General features: G+C 37.9%; 13 protein-coding genes and 1 pseudogene. 12 read left to right on the top strand and 2 right to left on the bottom strand.

The annotated features are described in order from the left end of the window. Positions 1-115: 115 nt before the first annotated feature. The 8 genes and pseudogenes from DLJ48_RS03315 to DLJ48_RS03280 all read left to right on the top strand — a co-directional run bounded on the left by DLJ48_RS03315 (position 116) and on the right by DLJ48_RS03280 (position 12,028). The gene (locus tag DLJ48_RS03315; RefSeq protein WP_128685891.1) at positions 116-2,245 is read left to right on the top strand and encodes a glycoside hydrolase family 3 N-terminal domain-containing protein; all 2,130 of its coding nucleotides are present in this window, start codon (positions 116-118) and stop codon (positions 2,243-2,245) included. A gap of 10 nt (positions 2,246-2,255) precedes the next feature. Next, positions 2,256-5,474 (top strand): GH36-type glycosyl hydrolase domain-containing protein, encoded by a 3,219-nt coding sequence (locus DLJ48_RS03310; protein ID WP_128685890.1) that lies wholly within the window; start codon positions 2,256-2,258, stop codon positions 5,472-5,474. Positions 5,475-5,588: 114 nt separating this feature from the next. Then, a complete protein-coding gene (locus DLJ48_RS03305; RefSeq protein ID WP_128685888.1) occupies positions 5,589-6,830 on the top strand; it encodes an extracellular solute-binding protein in 1,242 nt (413 codons plus the stop codon). 73 nt (positions 6,831-6,903) lie between these two features. Beyond that, positions 6,904-7,797 carry a carbohydrate ABC transporter permease gene (locus DLJ48_RS03300; protein WP_128685886.1) on the top strand — a complete coding sequence of 298 codons (894 nt, stop codon included), beginning with the start codon at positions 6,904-6,906 and terminating at the stop codon, positions 7,795-7,797. Positions 7,798-7,799: 2 nt separating this feature from the next. Further along, positions 7,800-8,633, top strand: a complete 834-nt coding sequence (locus tag DLJ48_RS03295; RefSeq protein WP_243148662.1) for a carbohydrate ABC transporter permease — start codon at positions 7,800-7,802, stop codon at positions 8,631-8,633. A 15-nt stretch (positions 8,634-8,648) separates the two neighbouring features. Continuing rightward, positions 8,649-9,620: a LacI family DNA-binding transcriptional regulator gene (locus tag DLJ48_RS03290; protein ID WP_128685885.1), complete on the top strand. Its 972-nt coding sequence runs from the start codon at positions 8,649-8,651 to the stop codon at positions 9,618-9,620. 35 nt (positions 9,621-9,655) lie between these two features. After that, positions 9,656-10,402: an alpha/beta hydrolase gene (locus DLJ48_RS03285; RefSeq protein WP_128685883.1), complete on the top strand. Its 747-nt coding sequence runs from the start codon at positions 9,656-9,658 to the stop codon at positions 10,400-10,402. A gap of 811 nt (positions 10,403-11,213) precedes the next feature. Beyond that, positions 11,214-12,028, top strand: a pseudogene (locus DLJ48_RS03280) (2-keto-4-pentenoate hydratase). A gap of 26 nt (positions 12,029-12,054) precedes the next feature. On the opposite strand, the gene DLJ48_RS03275 reads toward DLJ48_RS03280, so the two are convergent. Together DLJ48_RS03275 and DLJ48_RS03270 are read right to left on the bottom strand one after the other, a co-directional pair. Beyond that, positions 12,055-13,038 (bottom strand): asparaginase, encoded by a 984-nt coding sequence (locus DLJ48_RS03275; protein WP_128685881.1) that lies wholly within the window; start codon positions 13,036-13,038, stop codon positions 12,055-12,057. A 10-nt stretch (positions 13,039-13,048) separates the two neighbouring features. Beyond that, the gene (locus DLJ48_RS03270; RefSeq protein WP_419776163.1) at positions 13,049-14,506 is read right to left on the bottom strand and encodes an ABC transporter substrate-binding protein/permease; all 1,458 of its coding nucleotides are present in this window, start codon (positions 14,504-14,506) and stop codon (positions 13,049-13,051) included. A 207-nt stretch (positions 14,507-14,713) separates the two neighbouring features. Between DLJ48_RS03270 and DLJ48_RS03265 the strand changes: the two genes are divergently transcribed. The 4 genes from DLJ48_RS03265 to DLJ48_RS03250 all read left to right on the top strand — a co-directional run bounded on the left by DLJ48_RS03265 (position 14,714) and on the right by DLJ48_RS03250 (position 17,936). Continuing rightward, positions 14,714-15,367, top strand: coding sequence for an ABC transporter ATP-binding protein (locus DLJ48_RS03265; RefSeq protein ID WP_128685877.1), 654 nt, complete (start codon positions 14,714-14,716; stop codon positions 15,365-15,367). After that, on the top strand, positions 15,360-16,139 hold the full coding sequence (locus tag DLJ48_RS03260) for an ABC transporter permease (protein WP_128685875.1): 780 nt from the start codon (positions 15,360-15,362) through the stop codon (positions 16,137-16,139). Before DLJ48_RS03265 ends, DLJ48_RS03260 begins: the two co-directional genes overlap by 8 nt. 67 nt (positions 16,140-16,206) lie before the next feature. Then, on the top strand, positions 16,207-17,127 hold the full coding sequence (locus DLJ48_RS03255; protein WP_128685873.1) for an ABC transporter ATP-binding protein: 921 nt from the start codon (positions 16,207-16,209) through the stop codon (positions 17,125-17,127). After that, a complete protein-coding gene (locus DLJ48_RS03250; RefSeq protein WP_128685871.1) occupies positions 17,127-17,936 on the top strand; it encodes an ABC transporter permease subunit in 810 nt (269 codons plus the stop codon). The genes DLJ48_RS03255 and DLJ48_RS03250 overlap by 1 nt, the downstream gene beginning before the upstream one ends. Positions 17,937-17,943 lie beyond the last annotated feature (7 nt).

The following is a 17,943-nucleotide window of genomic DNA, read 5'->3' as shown; positions in this document are numbered from 1 at the left end:
CTTCAAGAAATATGCTATCATTTTATTGTGTTCATGAGTGAAACGTTTCTATTAAAAAGAAACCAAGGAGGTAATTTTGCTATCAAGTGATTACGTAAAAAGATTGTTGTCAGAAATGACACTAGAAGAAAAAATTGGACAATTGCAACAAATCAGCGGAGATTTTTTTGGTGATGACGGATCATCAGTAACCGGGCCGCTGTCGTCTTATCAAGTTTCAAAGAAACAACTGAATAATGTTGGTTCTGTCTTGGGCATTTCTGGTGCTGATAACGTGATAAAGATTCAAAAAGAATATTTAACAAACAATCGCCTCCATATTCCACTAGTGTTTATGGCGGATATTATTCATGGCTACAAAACAATTTTCCCAATCCCATTGGCATTAGGCGCTAGTTGGAATCCTGAACTTGTTAAAAAGGTAGCTGCTGCATCTGCGGCAGAAGCAGCAGCAGCTGGAATCGATGTAACTTTTTCACCTATGGCAGATTTAGTTCGTGATCCGCGCTGGGGAAGAGTTATGGAATCAACTGGTGAAGATCCTTATTTGAATGGCATGCTAGCTGAATCTTTTGTGGATGGTTACCAAGGTGAATTGCCAATTGATCAGACCCATGTTGCTGCAACTGTAAAGCATTTTGCCGCCTATGGTGCACCAGAGGCTGGTCGTGAATATAATACAGTTGATATGTCTGAATGGCGTTTTCGTGAACAGTATTTACCTGCTTATCAAAAAGCCGTTGAAGCTAAAGCGTTGCTAGTGATGACTTCTTTTAATATTTTGTTTGGAGTTCCGGCTACTGGAAATAATCACTTGATGCGACAGATTTTGAGAAAAGAACTTGGCTTTAGTGGTGTTCTTATTTCCGATTGGAATGCGATTAACGAAATGATTGATCATGGTGTCGCAAACGATGCCAGTCAGGCAGCTGCTAAAGCCATCAAAGCTGGCACCGATATCGATATGATGTCTTTTGCTTTTTTGGGATCTCTAGAAAAGTTAGCGGCTACAAATGTTGAGATTAAAAGGTTAATTGATGAATCGGCCACCCGTGTTTTGCAATTAAAAGAGACGCTAGGATTATTTGAAGATCCTTATCGTGGTATCAGCGCAGAAAAGGAAGCTAAAGTTGTCTTATCAAAAAAACATTTAGATCTCGCAAAAAAAGCTGCGGAAGAGTCAATAGTGCTTTTGAAAAATCGACAGCATATTTTGCCCGTAAATTCTGAAAAATCAATCGCGTTAATCGGAGCCAAAGCCGACACGGGTGATTTATTAGGCAATTGGTCATGGAAAGGAGACGTTTCAACCACACGAACGATTAGAGCGGCCATGGCAACACATTTCTCAAATCTTGCGTTTGAAAACGGTTATAGTTTTGATCCTAGTGACAACGAAACAGATTTAAAGAAAAAAGCTATTGCTTTAGCTAAGAAGCAGGACGTCATTATCTATGTCGCTGGTCTAACTGCTTCGCAAAGCGGTGAGGCTAGCAGCATGACGGATATTCGTTTGCCTAAAATGCAGCTTGACTTGTTAACAGAATTAGCCAAATTAAGGAAGCCCATTGTAACCATCGTTATCACTGGTCGGCCTTTAGATTTGACAGTTGTAGACCAATTATCTGATGCTGTGTTGCTGGCTTGGTTTCCGGGAACTTTAGGAGCGGCTGCTATTACTGATATTCTTAGTGGACTCGTAAATCCCAGTGGCAAACTTTCAATGACTTTTCCAAGGTCGGTTGGTCAAGTCCCGATTTACTACAATCATTACAATACAGGTCGGCCTGTGACAACTTCTCCGAGTGATAAAAATAATATTTATTTATCTAAATATATTGACTCAAGCAATGATCCTTTATATCCGTTTGGATTTGGTCTTAGTTATGCCAACTTCACTTTAAAAGGTTTAAAACTTTCAAATAAAGTTTTCGGTGCTGGAGAAACAATAACAGCTTCGGTTAATGTCAAAAATGATAGCAAAATTACTGGAACAACTACCTTACAATGGTACATCCATGATTTAACCGCTGATGTCGTGAGACCGATCAAAGAGCTAAAACATTTTCAGAGAATACAACTCGCCGCTGGTTCAGAAAAAACAGCATATTTTAAGATTTCGACGCAAGAATTATCTTATATTCATTCTGATTTAACGCGATCCTCTGATGAAGGTTTTTTTAATCTTTTAGTTGGATTTTCTAGTGAAACACAACTTGAAACCACATTTTTATTTAAGAACTAGGAGCTTATTGATGCATTCATTAAAAAACGATCATTTACAAATAAATTTTCTGCCAAATGGTTCGATCGAAAAAATAATTTCTGATGGTATCATGATTAATCAAGTTGATGGAAACTTGATCGATGGCAGTCTTGCTAATATATATTTAAGGAACTCGGAAAACGGTAAATATCGTAACGCCAAACTAATTGGACCTGAATCGAACAGCGAATTTTCTTTAACAGAACATGCTGCTAAATGGTCTGGCGAGTTTTATGGTATTTCATATACTGTCACACTTTATTTGGGTGACCAGAAATGGTTTTGGAATATTGATTTAACTTCTGATTCAGATAATTCGAAACAGACGGATATTTTTTATACACAAGATTTAGGTCTTGGTCTTCCTTCGTTTGTTAGCTCAAACGAAGCTTATGCCTCGCAATATATTGATCATCACATCGAAAAAAAAGCTGGAAAAATTTCAATTTCTTCACGGCAAAATCAAAGTCAGGATGGCCGATTCCCATATTTACAGCAAGGGGCATTCAACCCGCTACAGTCTTACGCAACCGATGGTTTTCAATTCTTTGGGAAAAGCTATAAGGCAACAGGTGTTCCGGAATCCTTGACTAAAGCACAATTGCCTAATTATAATTACCAATACGAATTTTCGCTAATTGCTTTACAAACGATGCCGCTTAAGATGACAAACCGAGTAGAAAATATCGTTTTCTATGCGGCTTTTCAAGATAATGACGATTCAGATAATCAGCAACCTTATTTTTTGGAAAATGACCTGTTAATTGAATTTATGACACTGAAAAATAGTTATGATGAAGAAAGTTTTAAATCATTACCTGTCGCTCACAAAAAAGAATCAATTAGCAGTTTGCCACTGGACAGTTCGAGTTTTTCCGAAGAAGAAATTGATGAATTATTTCCTAAACGGATTCAAGAAGAATATCAAAACGGCAAGTTATTGTCTTTTTTTCTTCAGGATGGTAGCCATGCAGTTTTAAAAGCTAAAGAAGTTCTGCAAGAACGCGCAACCGGCAATATTATCATGGCCAGCTCGACTTCAACACCAGCCACACGTGTTTTGGCTACAACACAATTTATGATGGGCATTTTTGCCTCGCAAACCGTCTTTGGAAACACGAATATGAATAAATTCTCAGCTAATTTACGGAATCCGTTGAATGTACTGAAGATGCAAGGCATGCATCTATATCTTCGCCAAGCTGATCATTATATTTTGCTTGGCTTACCTTCAATTTTCGTGATGTCTTACAATGCGTCTGATTGGTACTACAAACTGGCTGATGACTTAATTAAAATCAGCGTTGATGCATTTGCGGAAAAACCCTTTATTAGTTTTGTGTTCACCTCTATGCAACATAAAAAATACGATTTGATTATCACTGATCAGATTATCATGGATTCTCAAGATAGTCATGATCCTTTGCAGACCAAAAAAGTGAATCATAGTATTATTTTTTATCCGAACGCGACTTCGTTGATGCGTGAGAGAAATCCAAATATACGTTTTGCAATGAATTATGAAAATACCGATGCTACTGATATTAGTTTGGGTGATGAGACAGACCTGCTGGAAAACGTCCCCATTGGTTTCCAAGCCAAAATGTTCACGATAAACTATCGAGGTGCTAGCCAGTTATCAATTAATTTAACTGTTTCTGATCAAGAAAATTTCCAAAAACTTGATTATTCTGTGACCGAGTCACGAATGCAGCATCAAAAAACTATCGAAAAACTAATTCATGGATTTGAACTTTCTGCAACTGATCGTAAATTTGATGATCAGTTGCAGAGAACGAATTTGATCGTTCGCTGGTTTGCTCACGATGCACTTGTTCATCTACTTTCGCCACACGGCTTGGAGCAATATGGTGGTGCGGCCTGGGGTACTAGAGATGTCTCACAAGGACCTACTGAGTTTTTTCTAGCGACACAAAATTATGATCAGGTTAAACGCATTATTGAAATATTATATAGCCACCAGTTCATTGAAAGTGGCAATTGGCCGCAATGGTTTATGTTTGACGAGTATGCAGACCAATTCGCTGATGAAAGCCACGGAGATATTATTATCTGGCCATTAAAAGTTGTAGCTGACTATATTCGTCTTTCGGGAGATAGGGACATTCTAAATACTGAATTGCCATACATGAATTTTGCAGATAAAAAGGAAACAAAACAAACAGAATCTTTGTTGAAGCACATTAAACGACAAGTTTCATACGTTGAAAATAATTTTTTGTACGACACGAATGTTTCTGCTTATGGTGATGGCGACTGGGATGATACCTTACAGCCTGCTGATGCCAAACAGAAAAAAATTATGGCAAGTACTTGGACTGAAGAATTAACTATACAAGTTTTAAAAGAGGCAGCCAAGTCTTTTCAGGGGCTTCCGTTAGCCGCCGAACTTTCTGAGCTTAGCACACGTATGTTGGCTGATTTTAAAAAATATTTCATGCAAAGCAAAACGCTTCCCGGATTTATCAGAATGTATCCTGACCACCATACTGACAATATTATTTATCCAGGTGACAAAATAACCAGAATTGACTACCGCTTGATTCCATTAACACGTGGTATTATTAGCGGAATTTTTAATACTGGGCAATCTCAAACAACTTTAAAGACAATAAAAGATCACCTATTGTTCCCAGATGGGGTTCGTTTAATGAATAGGCCAGCTCATTATCATGGTGGCATTAGTCATGTATTTAAGCGAGCAGAGCAGGCAGCTAATTTTGGTCGTGAGATTGGTTTAATGTATACGCACGCCCATATTAGGTATGCAGCCGCACTAGCTATTGCTGGTGATTCTGACGCTTGGCAAGCCCTGCAACTAGTTAATCCGATTAATTTAAATAAATTTGTTCACAACGCTAATATTAGGCAGTCAAACGTTTATTTCAGCAGTTCTGATGCTGCTTTTAATAACAGATATGAGGCTGAAGCACAATTTGAAAAAGTACACACAGACCAAATTGCAGTTAAAGGTGGTTGGCGCTTATATAGTAGTGGTCCTGGTATCTATATTGGTGAGTTGCTATCAAAAGTTATTGGTTTAATCCCTGATGCTGGGGCATTAAGAATTAAAGCTGTTCTGCCTGTTGAGATGATTAATAGCAGCCAATTGTTTTTGCGGTATGAATTTAAAGGCCAAAATCTCAAAATACATTTTCGTAATGATGGTTCTGCGAACATTGATTAATCATATAAAAAATTTACGAAATCCAATATTTTCTATTGAAAGCGTTTACAATTAGTGTAATATAGTCATTAGAAACGTTTCGAAAAATTATTATTGTTTATTTGGAGGTTAGGAATGGGTTTAAAAAAATCAATAGCAGTTTTAGGCGTCTCAGTTGTTGCTGGGTCTAGTTTATTTGTTCTACCGGTTAATAGCGAACAGGCATCTGCTAAATCACAAACGATTAATTTCTGGTACGGCGGAGATGGCGACAAAGACATTAAGCCGATTATTAAAGCGTTTACAAAAAAAACGGGCATCAAGGTCACTATTCAAAGCATTCCTTGGAGTCAGTATAATGACAAGTTACTGACTGCGGCTGCATCAAAATCGGGTCCGGATGTTCTTGTCGTTGGAACTACGGAAATGCCAAATATGGTTAGCTCGAAGACGGTCATGAATATTTCTAAATATGTCAATCAAGATAAAAGCATCAGTCCTAGCAATTTCTTTGAAGGGTCTGTTAATACGACCAAATATAGCGGCAAGTACTACGCAGTACCTTGGTACGTTGAGACGAGAGTCTTGTATTATAGAAAGGATTTGTTGAAAAAAGTTGGTTATAATCAAGCACCAAAAACATGGTCCCAACTTTATCAGGCTTCGTTAAAATTATCGAAACGCGGTACTGGCATGTATGGCTTTAACGTGGATGCTTCTGAACCAACTTTTGGATTCATGTTTGCTCGTCAAAATGGCGCGACGCTAATTAAAAATGGAAAGGCTCAGTTTAATAAAAAATCTATGGTCGGTGCAATTAATTACTTGCACAAATTTGTTAAAAATGGTGCTGCACCAAAACAAGATCTGAAATTAACCATTGGCCAGTCATTTGGTGGAGACGGTAAGGTACCAATGTTTATTTCCGGCCCTTGGATGATGAGTTCAGTGGAAACAGATAGTGGATTAAAAGATAGTCAATGGGGTGTGGCGCAACTTCCTTCGGGGAAGAAAGGCAACACTTCCAATACTGGAGGTGGCGATATTGCTGTATTTAACTACACGAAAAAAAAGGCCGCAGCAGTTAAATTAATGAAGTATTTGTCAACCAAGAAAAGTCAGTTAACTTATTACAAGAACAGTAGTTCGATGCCTACTTTAAAATCTGCTTGGACTGATAAATCGTTAAGTGATTCGAAAATTCAAGTATTTCGTAAGCAATTAAATAGTTCAGAACCAATGCCTTTGATTAAACAATGGGATGAAATTGGTCAAAATTATCTACAGGCTTGGCAGACAATCGCTCTTAAAGATTCGAATGTGCAAAAAACAATGAATAGTTTCACAACGCAAACGAATAAACTCATTAGCAAATAATCATGATTTTTCTAGGAATATTCATTGAATTAACTTTTGATGAATATTCCTATATTTGAAGGAGGCATTTTAGATGCATAAATCAATAAAGTCCAAACTGATCCCATATACTTTCGTTGGACCAGCCATTATCTTACTTTTATTTTTCTCACTCATTCCTATCCTGATAGCACTGTTTATTAGTTTTACGAATTTGAATATTACTGGCCTAGGAGATTGGACGTCAGTTAAGTTTATTGGTTTAACGAATTTTATCAATTTATTCAGTGATTCAACGTTTATTCAATCTGTTTCAAATACTGTTTATTATGTTGTAATTGGTGTTCCGCTAGTAGTTATTCTTTCGCTCGGCGCAGCTTTAATGATCAACTACGGCCAGAACAGATTTTTCAAGTTAATGAGATTGATTTTTTATACGCCATCAATTACCAATACAGTCGCTGTAGCGGTTGTCTGGACTTATATGTATAACCCGAATAACGGACTTATTAACGAACTTCTTAGTCACCTTGGTATTCCTGGACTTCAGTGGTTAAATGATCCGGCGACAGCTAAAATTTCGCTGATTATTCTAGCTTTGTGGAAAGCGATTGGTTTGAACATGCTGATTTTTTTGGCGGCTCTACAAGGAATTCCAAAATCTCTATATGAAGCTGCTGAGTTAGATGGTGCTAATAGGTGGGAACAAACAAAGCATATTACACTACCTTCTTTAAATTTCTCTATCTTCTTTGTCCTGGTTACGACCTTAATAGGCTGGTTTCAATTCTTTGATGAGCCATTCGTTATGACACAAGGTGGGCCGCTAAATAGTACTAGTTCTGTTGCTTTATTTGTTTACCAAAATGGTTTTCAGAATTCGAATTTTGGTTATGCAGCGGCTGCTTCATTTGTTATGTTTATTGCCATTATCGTTGCCACTTCTATTCAATTTAGAATTCAAAAGAAACAGCAAGGAGAATCTTGATCATGCTTGGAACTCGTTCGTTTGTGGATAAAAGAAACAAGACCATTATCAGTGTGATTTTGCTCATATGGGGTTTAATCACGATGATGCCTTTTCTTTGGATGTTTCTATCGTCGTTTAAAACGAATGCGGAAATATCGCAAATGACCCAGAGCTTGTTGCCAAAACATTGGACTTTCCAAAATTATATGAGCTTGTTTGTTAGTGGCAACTTTGGCGTTTATTTAAAAAATACATTAATTATCACCGCGTCCTCGTTTTTTGGATTACTATTGAACGCAATTGCGGGATATGGTTTTGCGAAATTTCATTTCTTTGGTAAAAAAGTTTTATTTTTGGCAGTAATGGCGACGATGATGATTCCTGGTCAAGTCACGATGATCCCAGTGTACTTAATTCTTAATGAATTAAAGTTAACAAATACGCTTCTTGGCATTTTATTGCCAGGTCTCGTTGGTGCCTTCTCGATCTTTTTATTCCGCCAATTTATGTCAAGCATTCCGAATTCTGTGATTGAAGCAGCTCGTATGGAAGGCGCTGGTGAATGGTATATTTTCTGGCATATTATTGTACCAATGTCTCGACCGGTTATCGCCGTTCAAGGCATTCTAACTTTTATTGGTGGATGGAATTCATTTCTTTGGCCATTAATTATTGCCAATAATCAAAAATATTATACCTTGTCAGTTGGATTACAATTATTGCAAGGACAGCATACATCCGACTATGGCATTCAAATGGCCGGGTCTTCATTTATGGTGATCCCAATCATTATCATATTTCTCATTTTTCAGAAATACATTTTGCAAGGATTTAGTGTTCAATCTGAAAAATAAGGTTAAGAGGGCCTAATGACTGGCATTAAAGATATTGCTAAAAAGGCAAACGTTTCGATTTCGACTGTTTCATACGCGCTCAACGGTAGCGATAAAGTATCAGAAAAAACCAGAGACAGAATCACTAATATTGCGCGTGAGCTCAATTACACACCGAATCTAGCCGGTAAAACTTTAAAAAGAAAAAAGACCGATATTATCGGTGTTTACGTACATGACTTTAGTGGCTATTTTTATAGTCATGTTATTGGCGGTATCTCAAGTACGCTTAAAAAATTTGGTTATGAAACAATCGTTTGCTCAGGGGGCAATCAGGCTCGCCTTTTTATTCCGCAGCGTTTGGTTGATGGTGCTATTATAATAGATCCAAACTTTCCGGACGAAGATATTGCAAATTATGCTCAACAGGGTTATAAAATTGTTCTGATGTGGGGCGGTTTGTCCCTTCCTTCGATTAGCCATGTCGTTGTCGATAATACGCAAGGTGCCAAACAAGCGATTGATGCGCTCCACCTCGCTGGTGTTGAGAACTACGTAATTGTTACTGGTCCGACTGACTCGTATGATTCTCAACAACGCTTAGAAGCTTCTTTATCTGAAATTCAGAAATTTACGAAGCAGCCGGTCACGATTTTGACCAGTGATTTTACGATTAGTGGCGGTATTGATACTGCAAAATATATTGCCAAACAGGATTTAAAAAAAATTGGTATTTTTTCTTTGAATGATGAAATGGCGATTGGTCTTTATGAAGGACTGAATAAATTTGGTGTTCAGCCAGGTCGTGATATCCCAATTATCGGTTTTGATAATGACCAAATTGGGCAATTCTTGAATCCTCAATTATCGACCATTGACTACTCCAAGAAACAATGGGGAGAAAGTGCTGCCGAAACCATTGTCTCAATGATTAGGGACAAAAAAACTGAAAATAAAGTTATCAAGACCAGATTGATTAAAAAATCTTCAATTGCAGATAAAGAATAAATTTTTTATGTTTTCCAAGAAAGGAGAATTATTTATTGGCTGATTTAGCGATATCTTTTTTTAGCGATTCTTTAAAAATGAAAACTTCAATCAAAGTCCTCTTACCTGATCATGTTGATTCTAGTTTATCCACCTTGATCCTGTTTCATGGTATGGGTGACGATGAAAATTCGTGGATGGAAAATACGTCGTTATTACGTTATCTGTCCAATAAGCAATTGGCTGTGATCATGCCGCGTGTTGATCTGAGTTATTATACAAATCTTTCTTCCGGAGAAAAATATTTCGACTATGTATCTCGTGAATTAATGATAAAGTGTTCGCAGTGGTTTCCTTTGAAGCAAGACCGTGAACATTGTTTTATTGCTGGCTTGTCTATGGGCGGTTATGGTGCTTTGAAGGTAGCTTTGAGTCGTTCTGAAAAATTTAGCCGATGTTATGCATTATCGGCCGTGACAAATATCGTTGATCAATGGTGTCAGCATCCAGAACGGGATAGTTGGTATCGTAGTTTATTTGTTAGCCAAGACGAATTATCGAATTCCACGAACAATCTATTTTCATTAGTCAAAAATTGGCCTCATTCAAATCAAAAACCTTATATATGGCAAACATGTGGTCAAAATGACGCTTTTTCTCAACAAAATCAACTTTTTCATAACCTGCTTGTTCAAGAAGACTTTAAAACAACTAGTTTGTCGATTGCTAATGAAGGTCATACTTGGCATTTCTGGGACCAGCAAATTCAACTTGTAATAAACGACATTAACAACTGTCTGTAACTTTAAATTGAAACGGCAGTTATTAGCTACCGTTTTTTATTTGCTGATTTAAATGTTGCTACGTCTACTCTCCCTCTAATTTTAAAGAGAACAGAATATATCAAAGAAAATCATTTCGCATGTTGTGACGATAATCTCTGCAATTGAGCACAAATCGTTTTCCAAAAAAACAATCATAGGCAGTATTTGCAATATCTGTGTGATATTCAAGATTTAACTTGTTTTGAATAAGATAAATAGAAATCAATCAAGAATGGCCTATTAATGGTGCTGAAAATAGTTGTCTCGATAAATTGATGGAATCTTTGATCACTGGCCGTCCTCGCAAGTAAAACACAATATCATAAGTTGTACTTATCTATTCTGTGATTTTTCAATTAATAGCATTTTTTCGAAAATATGTATATAAATTAATTTTTCGGTTGACAAAAACGATTTATCCAGCTATTGTATACAACAACACTTAGTTAAGAAAGGAAAAATGCTCATGGCTGCTTCAATTATTATTCTGATTATTATTCGCATCTTAGTAAAAAAGTTAACCAGCCAGTCAGCATTTTATTTTTCTAAGTCCATTTTGTCGTAGAACAATATCAGGAAATAGAACTCAATAAATAAAAACAGCTACTCTGATTACTTTTTAAATCAGGGTAGCTGTTTTTTTATCATAAAAAAGTTAGAAGGAGAAACTCATGACAAAAGGCAGCATGTTATCCAAGGTCTACTGGGCCTTAAAAAGGATTATTTAACATCATCAAAACATAAGAAAAGAAAAGAAAAGAAAAGAAAAGAAAAGAAAAGAGAAAAGAAAATGAATGAAACATCTGTTACAGAAGAATTAACTAAAACTGAAAGCCAATTGGCAGAAAAATTATTTAAGGCTTATAAGAATCACGAAGCATTAAAAGAAAGTGATTATAGCGGTCAGGTCCAAAATGAAGCATCAGCTTATCGCGTACAAAAGCGCTTGACTGAGTTGAAAGCGGAAGCCGTTGGTGGCTATAAAGTGTCGTTGACTAGCAAGCAGACACAAGATATGTTTGACTCGAATTCGCCCTTGTATGGTGCGCAGGTCCTCAGCCACTTTGTCCAGTCACCAGCTGTTTTAAAACGATCACAGCTCATGGAGCCTTGGCTGAAGTGGAAATGTTGTTTACAGCAAAAGAAGAACTGTCCGGTGAAGATTCATTGACAGATTTGATGCACAAAACACAAGTCGCAGCGGCTGTCGAAGTGCCTGATTGCCGTTTTGAAAATTGGTTTCCAAAGCTTTCTAAATATATGGTCATGTCAGATGCGGCGGTTGGTGGTTTTGTGGTCTTTGGTCAGGAAACAGATACTGATAAATTATTTGATCAAGTTGATGATCTGGCACATGTCAGTTGCCAGCTATTTCATAACAATACAAAGTTAAAAGATGGCTCATCAGGAGAAGTGCTGGGTAACCCATTGAATTCCCTGCATTGGTTGGCTGAAAAATTAAACTCGCAAGGGACAAGTTTAAAAGCTGGTCAACGCGTATCCAGTGGTACTTTCTTGTTACCGGAAACTTTGACGACTGGTGATTGGAAAGCAACCTTTGATCAAGGATTAGGGTCTGTTCTGCTGACAGTTGAAGATAATTAAAGCCATCTGCATTGGTGCGAAGCAGCTTAAATGTGATCTAAATCGTGGGCGATCGGTGTTTGAATAATTTTCTTGATTTGTTTGAGATCATGCGTCTGGCCTAAGGTCCACATCAATTTTGCCACAATAGCTTCAGTATTCATGTCCCCAGCTGAGATACCACCAGCTGCCGCAACACGCTGACCCACTTCGTAGAGATCGATGTCTTGTCCTTCATTCATAATTTGGGTCGTCACCACGACTGCTAGTCCGGCGTCGGCCATTTTTTTTACGCCGGAAACCAAATCACGGCCGATATTGGGAAGACCGCCATTACCAAAGCTTTCAACGATCAACCCAGCATGTTTTTTTAAGACAAAATCAAAAAAATCAGTTGAAAGTCCCGGAAAGGCTTTTAACAAAAAGACATTTGTATCTAATTGAAGTTTGGCATGAAAGGGTGCTGGCGAAAAAATTGGTGTATGCAGCATTTCCAGTCGGCCGTCTTTGACCTGGGCGAGGACCGGAAAATTAATGCTGGCAAAAGCATCGAAGGAATGTGATTTAACTTTAACAGCCCGTGCGCCAGCTATCACCTGCCCATCAAACACGAGAAAAATACCGGAAAAGTCAGCTGCACGAGCAACCACTAAAGCGTCAGCGATGTTACGCTTGGCATCTGTGTGCTGAAAAGACAAAGGAATTTGCGAACCGGTCAAGATAACTGGTTTACGAAAGTCATTTAATAAATAAGATAAACCCGAGGCTGTATAAGCCATTGTGTCAGTCCCGTGTGTGATGATGTAGGCATCGAAATCTGGATTTTTTAAAATTGTTTGCGCAATCTTTAACCAATCTTCGGGCTGTATATTTGTAGAATCTTTATCTAAAACAGGAATGAAGTCGATCTGATCATCTTCGCGATCAAAAAAAGTTGACAATTGATCGACTGTCATGCCTGGTGCTAAACCATTTTTTTGCGGTGTTGATGCGATCGTGCCGCCCGTTGCTAGGACAAGAATTTTTTTCATGACCGTTCAATTATGCGACTTTTAATTTGTTTTGTACCCAATTAGATAACCAGGTCAATAATGTGATCATAATTAAATAAATGACTGCCACAATGGCCCAAATTTGGAGGCCTTGCTGTGTCCGTGCCACGATTAGGTTACCGGTCTGTGTTAACTCGACTAACCCAATTGCTTGCAAGATCGAAGTGTCTTTTAACGTGATAATGAATTGATTGATCAAACTAGGTACGATGATCCGAATTCCTTGCGGCATGATAATGTGATGCATGGATTGCCAGTAGGACAAGCCATTAGAACGAGCTGCTTCCATTTGACCGATATCAACAGAGAGAAACCCGCCTTTAACAAAAGCAGCAGTATAGGCACCTTCATTTAAAGTAAGCGTCACGATTCCGGCGATGAAAGCAGGTATTTTCATGTTCAATAAATGTGGCATACCAATATAGATAAAGAAAGCTAAAACCAATAAGGGCAGACCACGGAAGATGTAAATCATCAGATTGGAAAAACCACGTACGATTTTTGATCGTGCAACACCAAAAATTCCCAAAAGAATCCCCCAAATTGATGCCAAAAGAATCCCAACTAAAGTTAATTTGATCGTTTCGATAACACCATCGATAAAGCTAGGCAAATTATTTTTAAACAGTGACCAAATCGAAGTGCTTTTGGCCGTACTTGCTGAAGAACCACTAACACTCTTTTGACTTTCGCCAAGATACTTTTTGATAATTTTATCGTAGCTGCCATCTTTTTTCAGCGCTGCAAATCCGCGATCAAAAGCTTTCAGTAGCGCTTGATTTTTACCTTTTTTAACAGCAAAACCATACCAACCAGCATTAGCAACTTTCTGATTAGGAATTTTTAGCTGCAGACCATTTTTGATCGCATACTTCATAACTGGCAGATCTTCAAAAGCAGCAGCTGAGTTGCCCACTGCAACATCGTTGTACATTGTGTTGGAATCATTGAAATACGATATTTTAAAACCATATTTGTTTTGGATCGATTTTGCGTAATCAGCTGATGCCGTTCCAGTTTTTAAAGCGACCGTTTTGCCGCGTAATTGTGAGAGCTTGGTAATTTTAGCTTTTTTAGCAACGGCCCAAACGACACCTGTTTTATAGTAAGGGGTACCGAAATCATAGACCTGTTTTCGCTCTGGCGTGATACTCATGCCGGCAATAATGCCATCCATTTGTCCCGAGAGAACCATTTGTGCACCAGAATTAAAAGAAATTGGTTTTAGTGTCATTGAAAAGTTTTCTTTTTTAGCGATCGCCCTGATGATTTCCACATCAATTCCTGTGTAGCTGCCATTTTGCTTTTGAAATTCAAACGGCGGATAAGTGACATCGGTCGTGATGTTGTAATGCGGTTTTTTAGCACTGGCAGCAAGCGAAAAAATTGAACTAGCCAATAGTAATACAAGGAAGCAAATGAATGATTTTGATATTTTTCTACACATCTTATTTGTTAGCTTATCATTTTGCACATCTGATGAGAATGCAATGTAAGCTTTGTTAACATATTAATCAAACTAAAAACTCTTTTGTGCGTGTCTTGCCAGCCAATCAATATGCCTAAAAGTATGACTATTCTCAAGAAGAGGCCTGTATTTTCTTTGTGTGATTTTATCATTTACTTTATCTATCCAATTGATAGACTTATTTGAATGGCAGAGATTACGTTAAAAAAAGTCAGTTATCAGACAAAAAATAATGCGATTCTGGAAAATATTGATTTTGTGGTTGAATCAGGATCTTGGGTCACACTGGCCGGCCCTTCCGGGTCAGGAAAATCAACAATTTTAAAGTTGATCGCGGATTTGATCAGCCCAACTTCTGGTGTGGTCGAGTTTGAGGGACGAAATATCCAGACAATTGATCCGATTGATTATAGACGGCAAGTTAGTTATGCAGCCCAATCAGCCCAATTATTTGGTGAGACGGTCAAAGATAATCTGGATTTTCCTTATTTAATTAGAAAAAAAGAAATTGATTCTGATCGTCAAGCGGCTGTTTTAAATGATTTTGACTTATCTAGTGATTTCTTGACCCACTCAATTTTGGACATTTCTGGCGGTCAACGGCAGCGAGTTGGTTTGGCGAGGAATTTTATTTTTATGCCGAAGGTTGTTTTGTTGGATGAAGTAACGACTGGATTAGATAGCGACAGCAAGAAAATTGTACGGCAAGTGATTGAAAAAGAAAATAAAAAAGGGCTGACTGTGATCGAAGTGACGCATGAAATTGACGATCTAAAGGAAGCCAAACAGATTTATACACTATCGAATGGCCAGATCACAAAAGGAGTCTTGCATGAATAATCTGGATATTTCACCAACAACTTTGGCTCTTGTTGCTAGTTTGGTAGCTGCTTCACTTTTTATATCCTATAAAGAAAAGCTTGGCATTACTAAAGAAACCTTGATCGCAGTCACGCGTGCCATTGTACAGTTGATCGTGGTGGGCTTTGTTTTGCAATATATTTTCGATGCTAAAGAATGGTTTTTAACCTCAGCTATGTATCTGGTGATTATTTTTAATGCAGCGCTTAATGCCGGCAAACGGTCAACGGATCTTTCAAGGAAAGATGGCTTTGTGATCAGCTTCGTGGCGCTGATTTTTTCGGTATCGATCACGATGGCAATTTTATTGTTGAGCCATGCGATTGAATTTAAGGCGATGCAAGTTGTACCGATTTCTGGCATGTTGGCCAATAATACCTTAGCAGCTTTGGGCTTAGTTTATCGCAACATGCATCAGCAATATCATGATTTACACGAACAGGTGATCGAGCGTCTAGCGCTTGGTGCGTCGATCAAAGATGCTAGTTATGAAATTTACCGCAATGCTTTAAGAATGGGGATGCAGCCGCAAATAGATACAGCTAAAACCTTAGGGATCGTCAGTTTGCCAGGCATGATGTCCGGTTTGATTTTTGCTGGTGTATCGCCGGTTTCGGCAATTAAATATCAAATTATGGTGACTTTTATGTTGTTTGGGTCCACAGGTATCGGCTGCTTGATCGCTACTTTTTTGACTTATCGTCAATACTTCAATGATCGAGCTCAGTTAAGAGACGTCACTAACAAATAATCAAGCAGTCTTGATTTATGATCCCGTACTATGTAAGATGGTACACATAGTAAGCTTGGGAGGAAGAATGCTTGAAAATAATGCGAAACTGTTGAGTGTTAAAGCAGTTAACAAAAGTTTTGGTCGTCGACAAGTCTTGTTTGATGTTTCTTTTGATATCGAACCAGGGCGAATCGTTGGTTTGATCGGACCAAACGGTGCTGGAAAAACCACAATTATGAAATCCATTGCAGGTCTGACCGGCTATCAGGGGTCAATTGAAATAGATGGGCAAAAAGTTTCCAAGGATCATCTTGCGCCCTTAAAAAAAGTTGGCTCATTAATTGAGACGCCGGGTATTTATCCATATATGTCGGGTTTTAATAATCTTAAATTATATTCTCAAAATACGTCTGCTGAAGATTTAGGACAAATCATGGAACAGACCATGGTGACGGATTTTGCCAACCGCAAAGCGAAAAAATATTCGTTAGGTATGAAGCAGCGTCTTGGTGTTGCGATCGCTATGTTGGATAATCCGGAGTTGGTGATTCTTGATGAGCCGATGAATGGCTTGGATCCAGAATCAGTTCATTCGATGCGGCAAGTGCTGAGAAACTTAGCTGATCAAGGTGCATCGGTTTTGATCAGTTCACATATTCTAAGCGAATTAGAGCTAGTAGCCGATGACTTAGTCGTTGTCAATCATGGACATATCTTATTTAACGGCACAAAAGCTGATTTCTTTGCTAGTCAAGCCCATGGCGCTGAGGGTTCAACGGTCATCTTGAAGACTTCCAATGATAAAAAAGCAACCAGTCTTTTAAGTGCGCTTGGATTTGAAACAACAACAACCGGTGATTTGCGCATCATCACCGATAGTGAACATAGTCTTAATAAATTACTGCAGCAATTGGTCATGAATAAAATTGAAATTCATGAAATCACGGAAGAACGGCAAAGCTTAGAAGATTCATTTATCGAGTTGATCAAAGGGGGAAAAGAATAATGCAGGCAGTTAGACAGGAATTCTTTAAATCATTTCATCGGCTGAATTATTTAGTTTACAGTTTGATTATTTTTTTCACACCAGTTTTAGCACTAATTGCATATTATTTGACTGACCCGAAGCATGCAGAAGTTGATTACGTGTTTCATCACGGTTACTTTGACGCCTTTATTTTTATTTTTATGCTTGTATCTTTCGGCTCGATCCTTGCTGAGGAATTCCAATTCGATACGATCAAAGTGATCGCTTCGCGTGGTAATTCACGTATCTCTATTTTTATTTCCAAGATTATTAAATTAGTGTTTGATTATGTGTTCTGGTATTTGATCGCAACGGTCAGTTATCTGCTGTCATGGCTGCTTGGCTTTGCTGGTAAAAATTTTGGCAAAACGGTCAGTCTGGGCAACAAAGGCATGTATTTATCGGACGGTAATGCTTCTGAATTCACCTTTCTTTGGCACAATTTTATTACTTATTTGCTGTATATTTTCTTGATTGGGGCCATTGCGCTTATGATTTCTAGCTTTTTGAAATCAAATGCGATTGCAATTGCCTCAGCCTTTATTATTTGGTTAGCTGGAAATATTGTAAGTGCTTTATTAATGAACTTTCTCTACAAGCATATTCATTTAATTAAGTGGAATCCATTTAATGTTAGCCAATACACGCCTTATCAAACTTTTAGTAACGCCAAAGAATGGACTCTGATGTCTCATTTAAGTCAAACTGACATTATTTCAGCGTCAATTATTTGGACGATTATCTTTTTTGCAATTGCTGGCACAGTTTTTAGCCGACGTAATTTGTAGATCAAGG

Origin of the sequence: Oenococcus sicerae, from assembly GCF_004102045.2 — a bacterium.
GTDB classification, from domain to species: domain Bacteria; phylum Bacillota; class Bacilli; order Lactobacillales; family Lactobacillaceae; genus Oenococcus; species Oenococcus sicerae.
The sequence above is the reverse complement of the archived record's forward strand: the minus strand, read 5'-3'. Positions and strand labels throughout refer to the sequence as shown.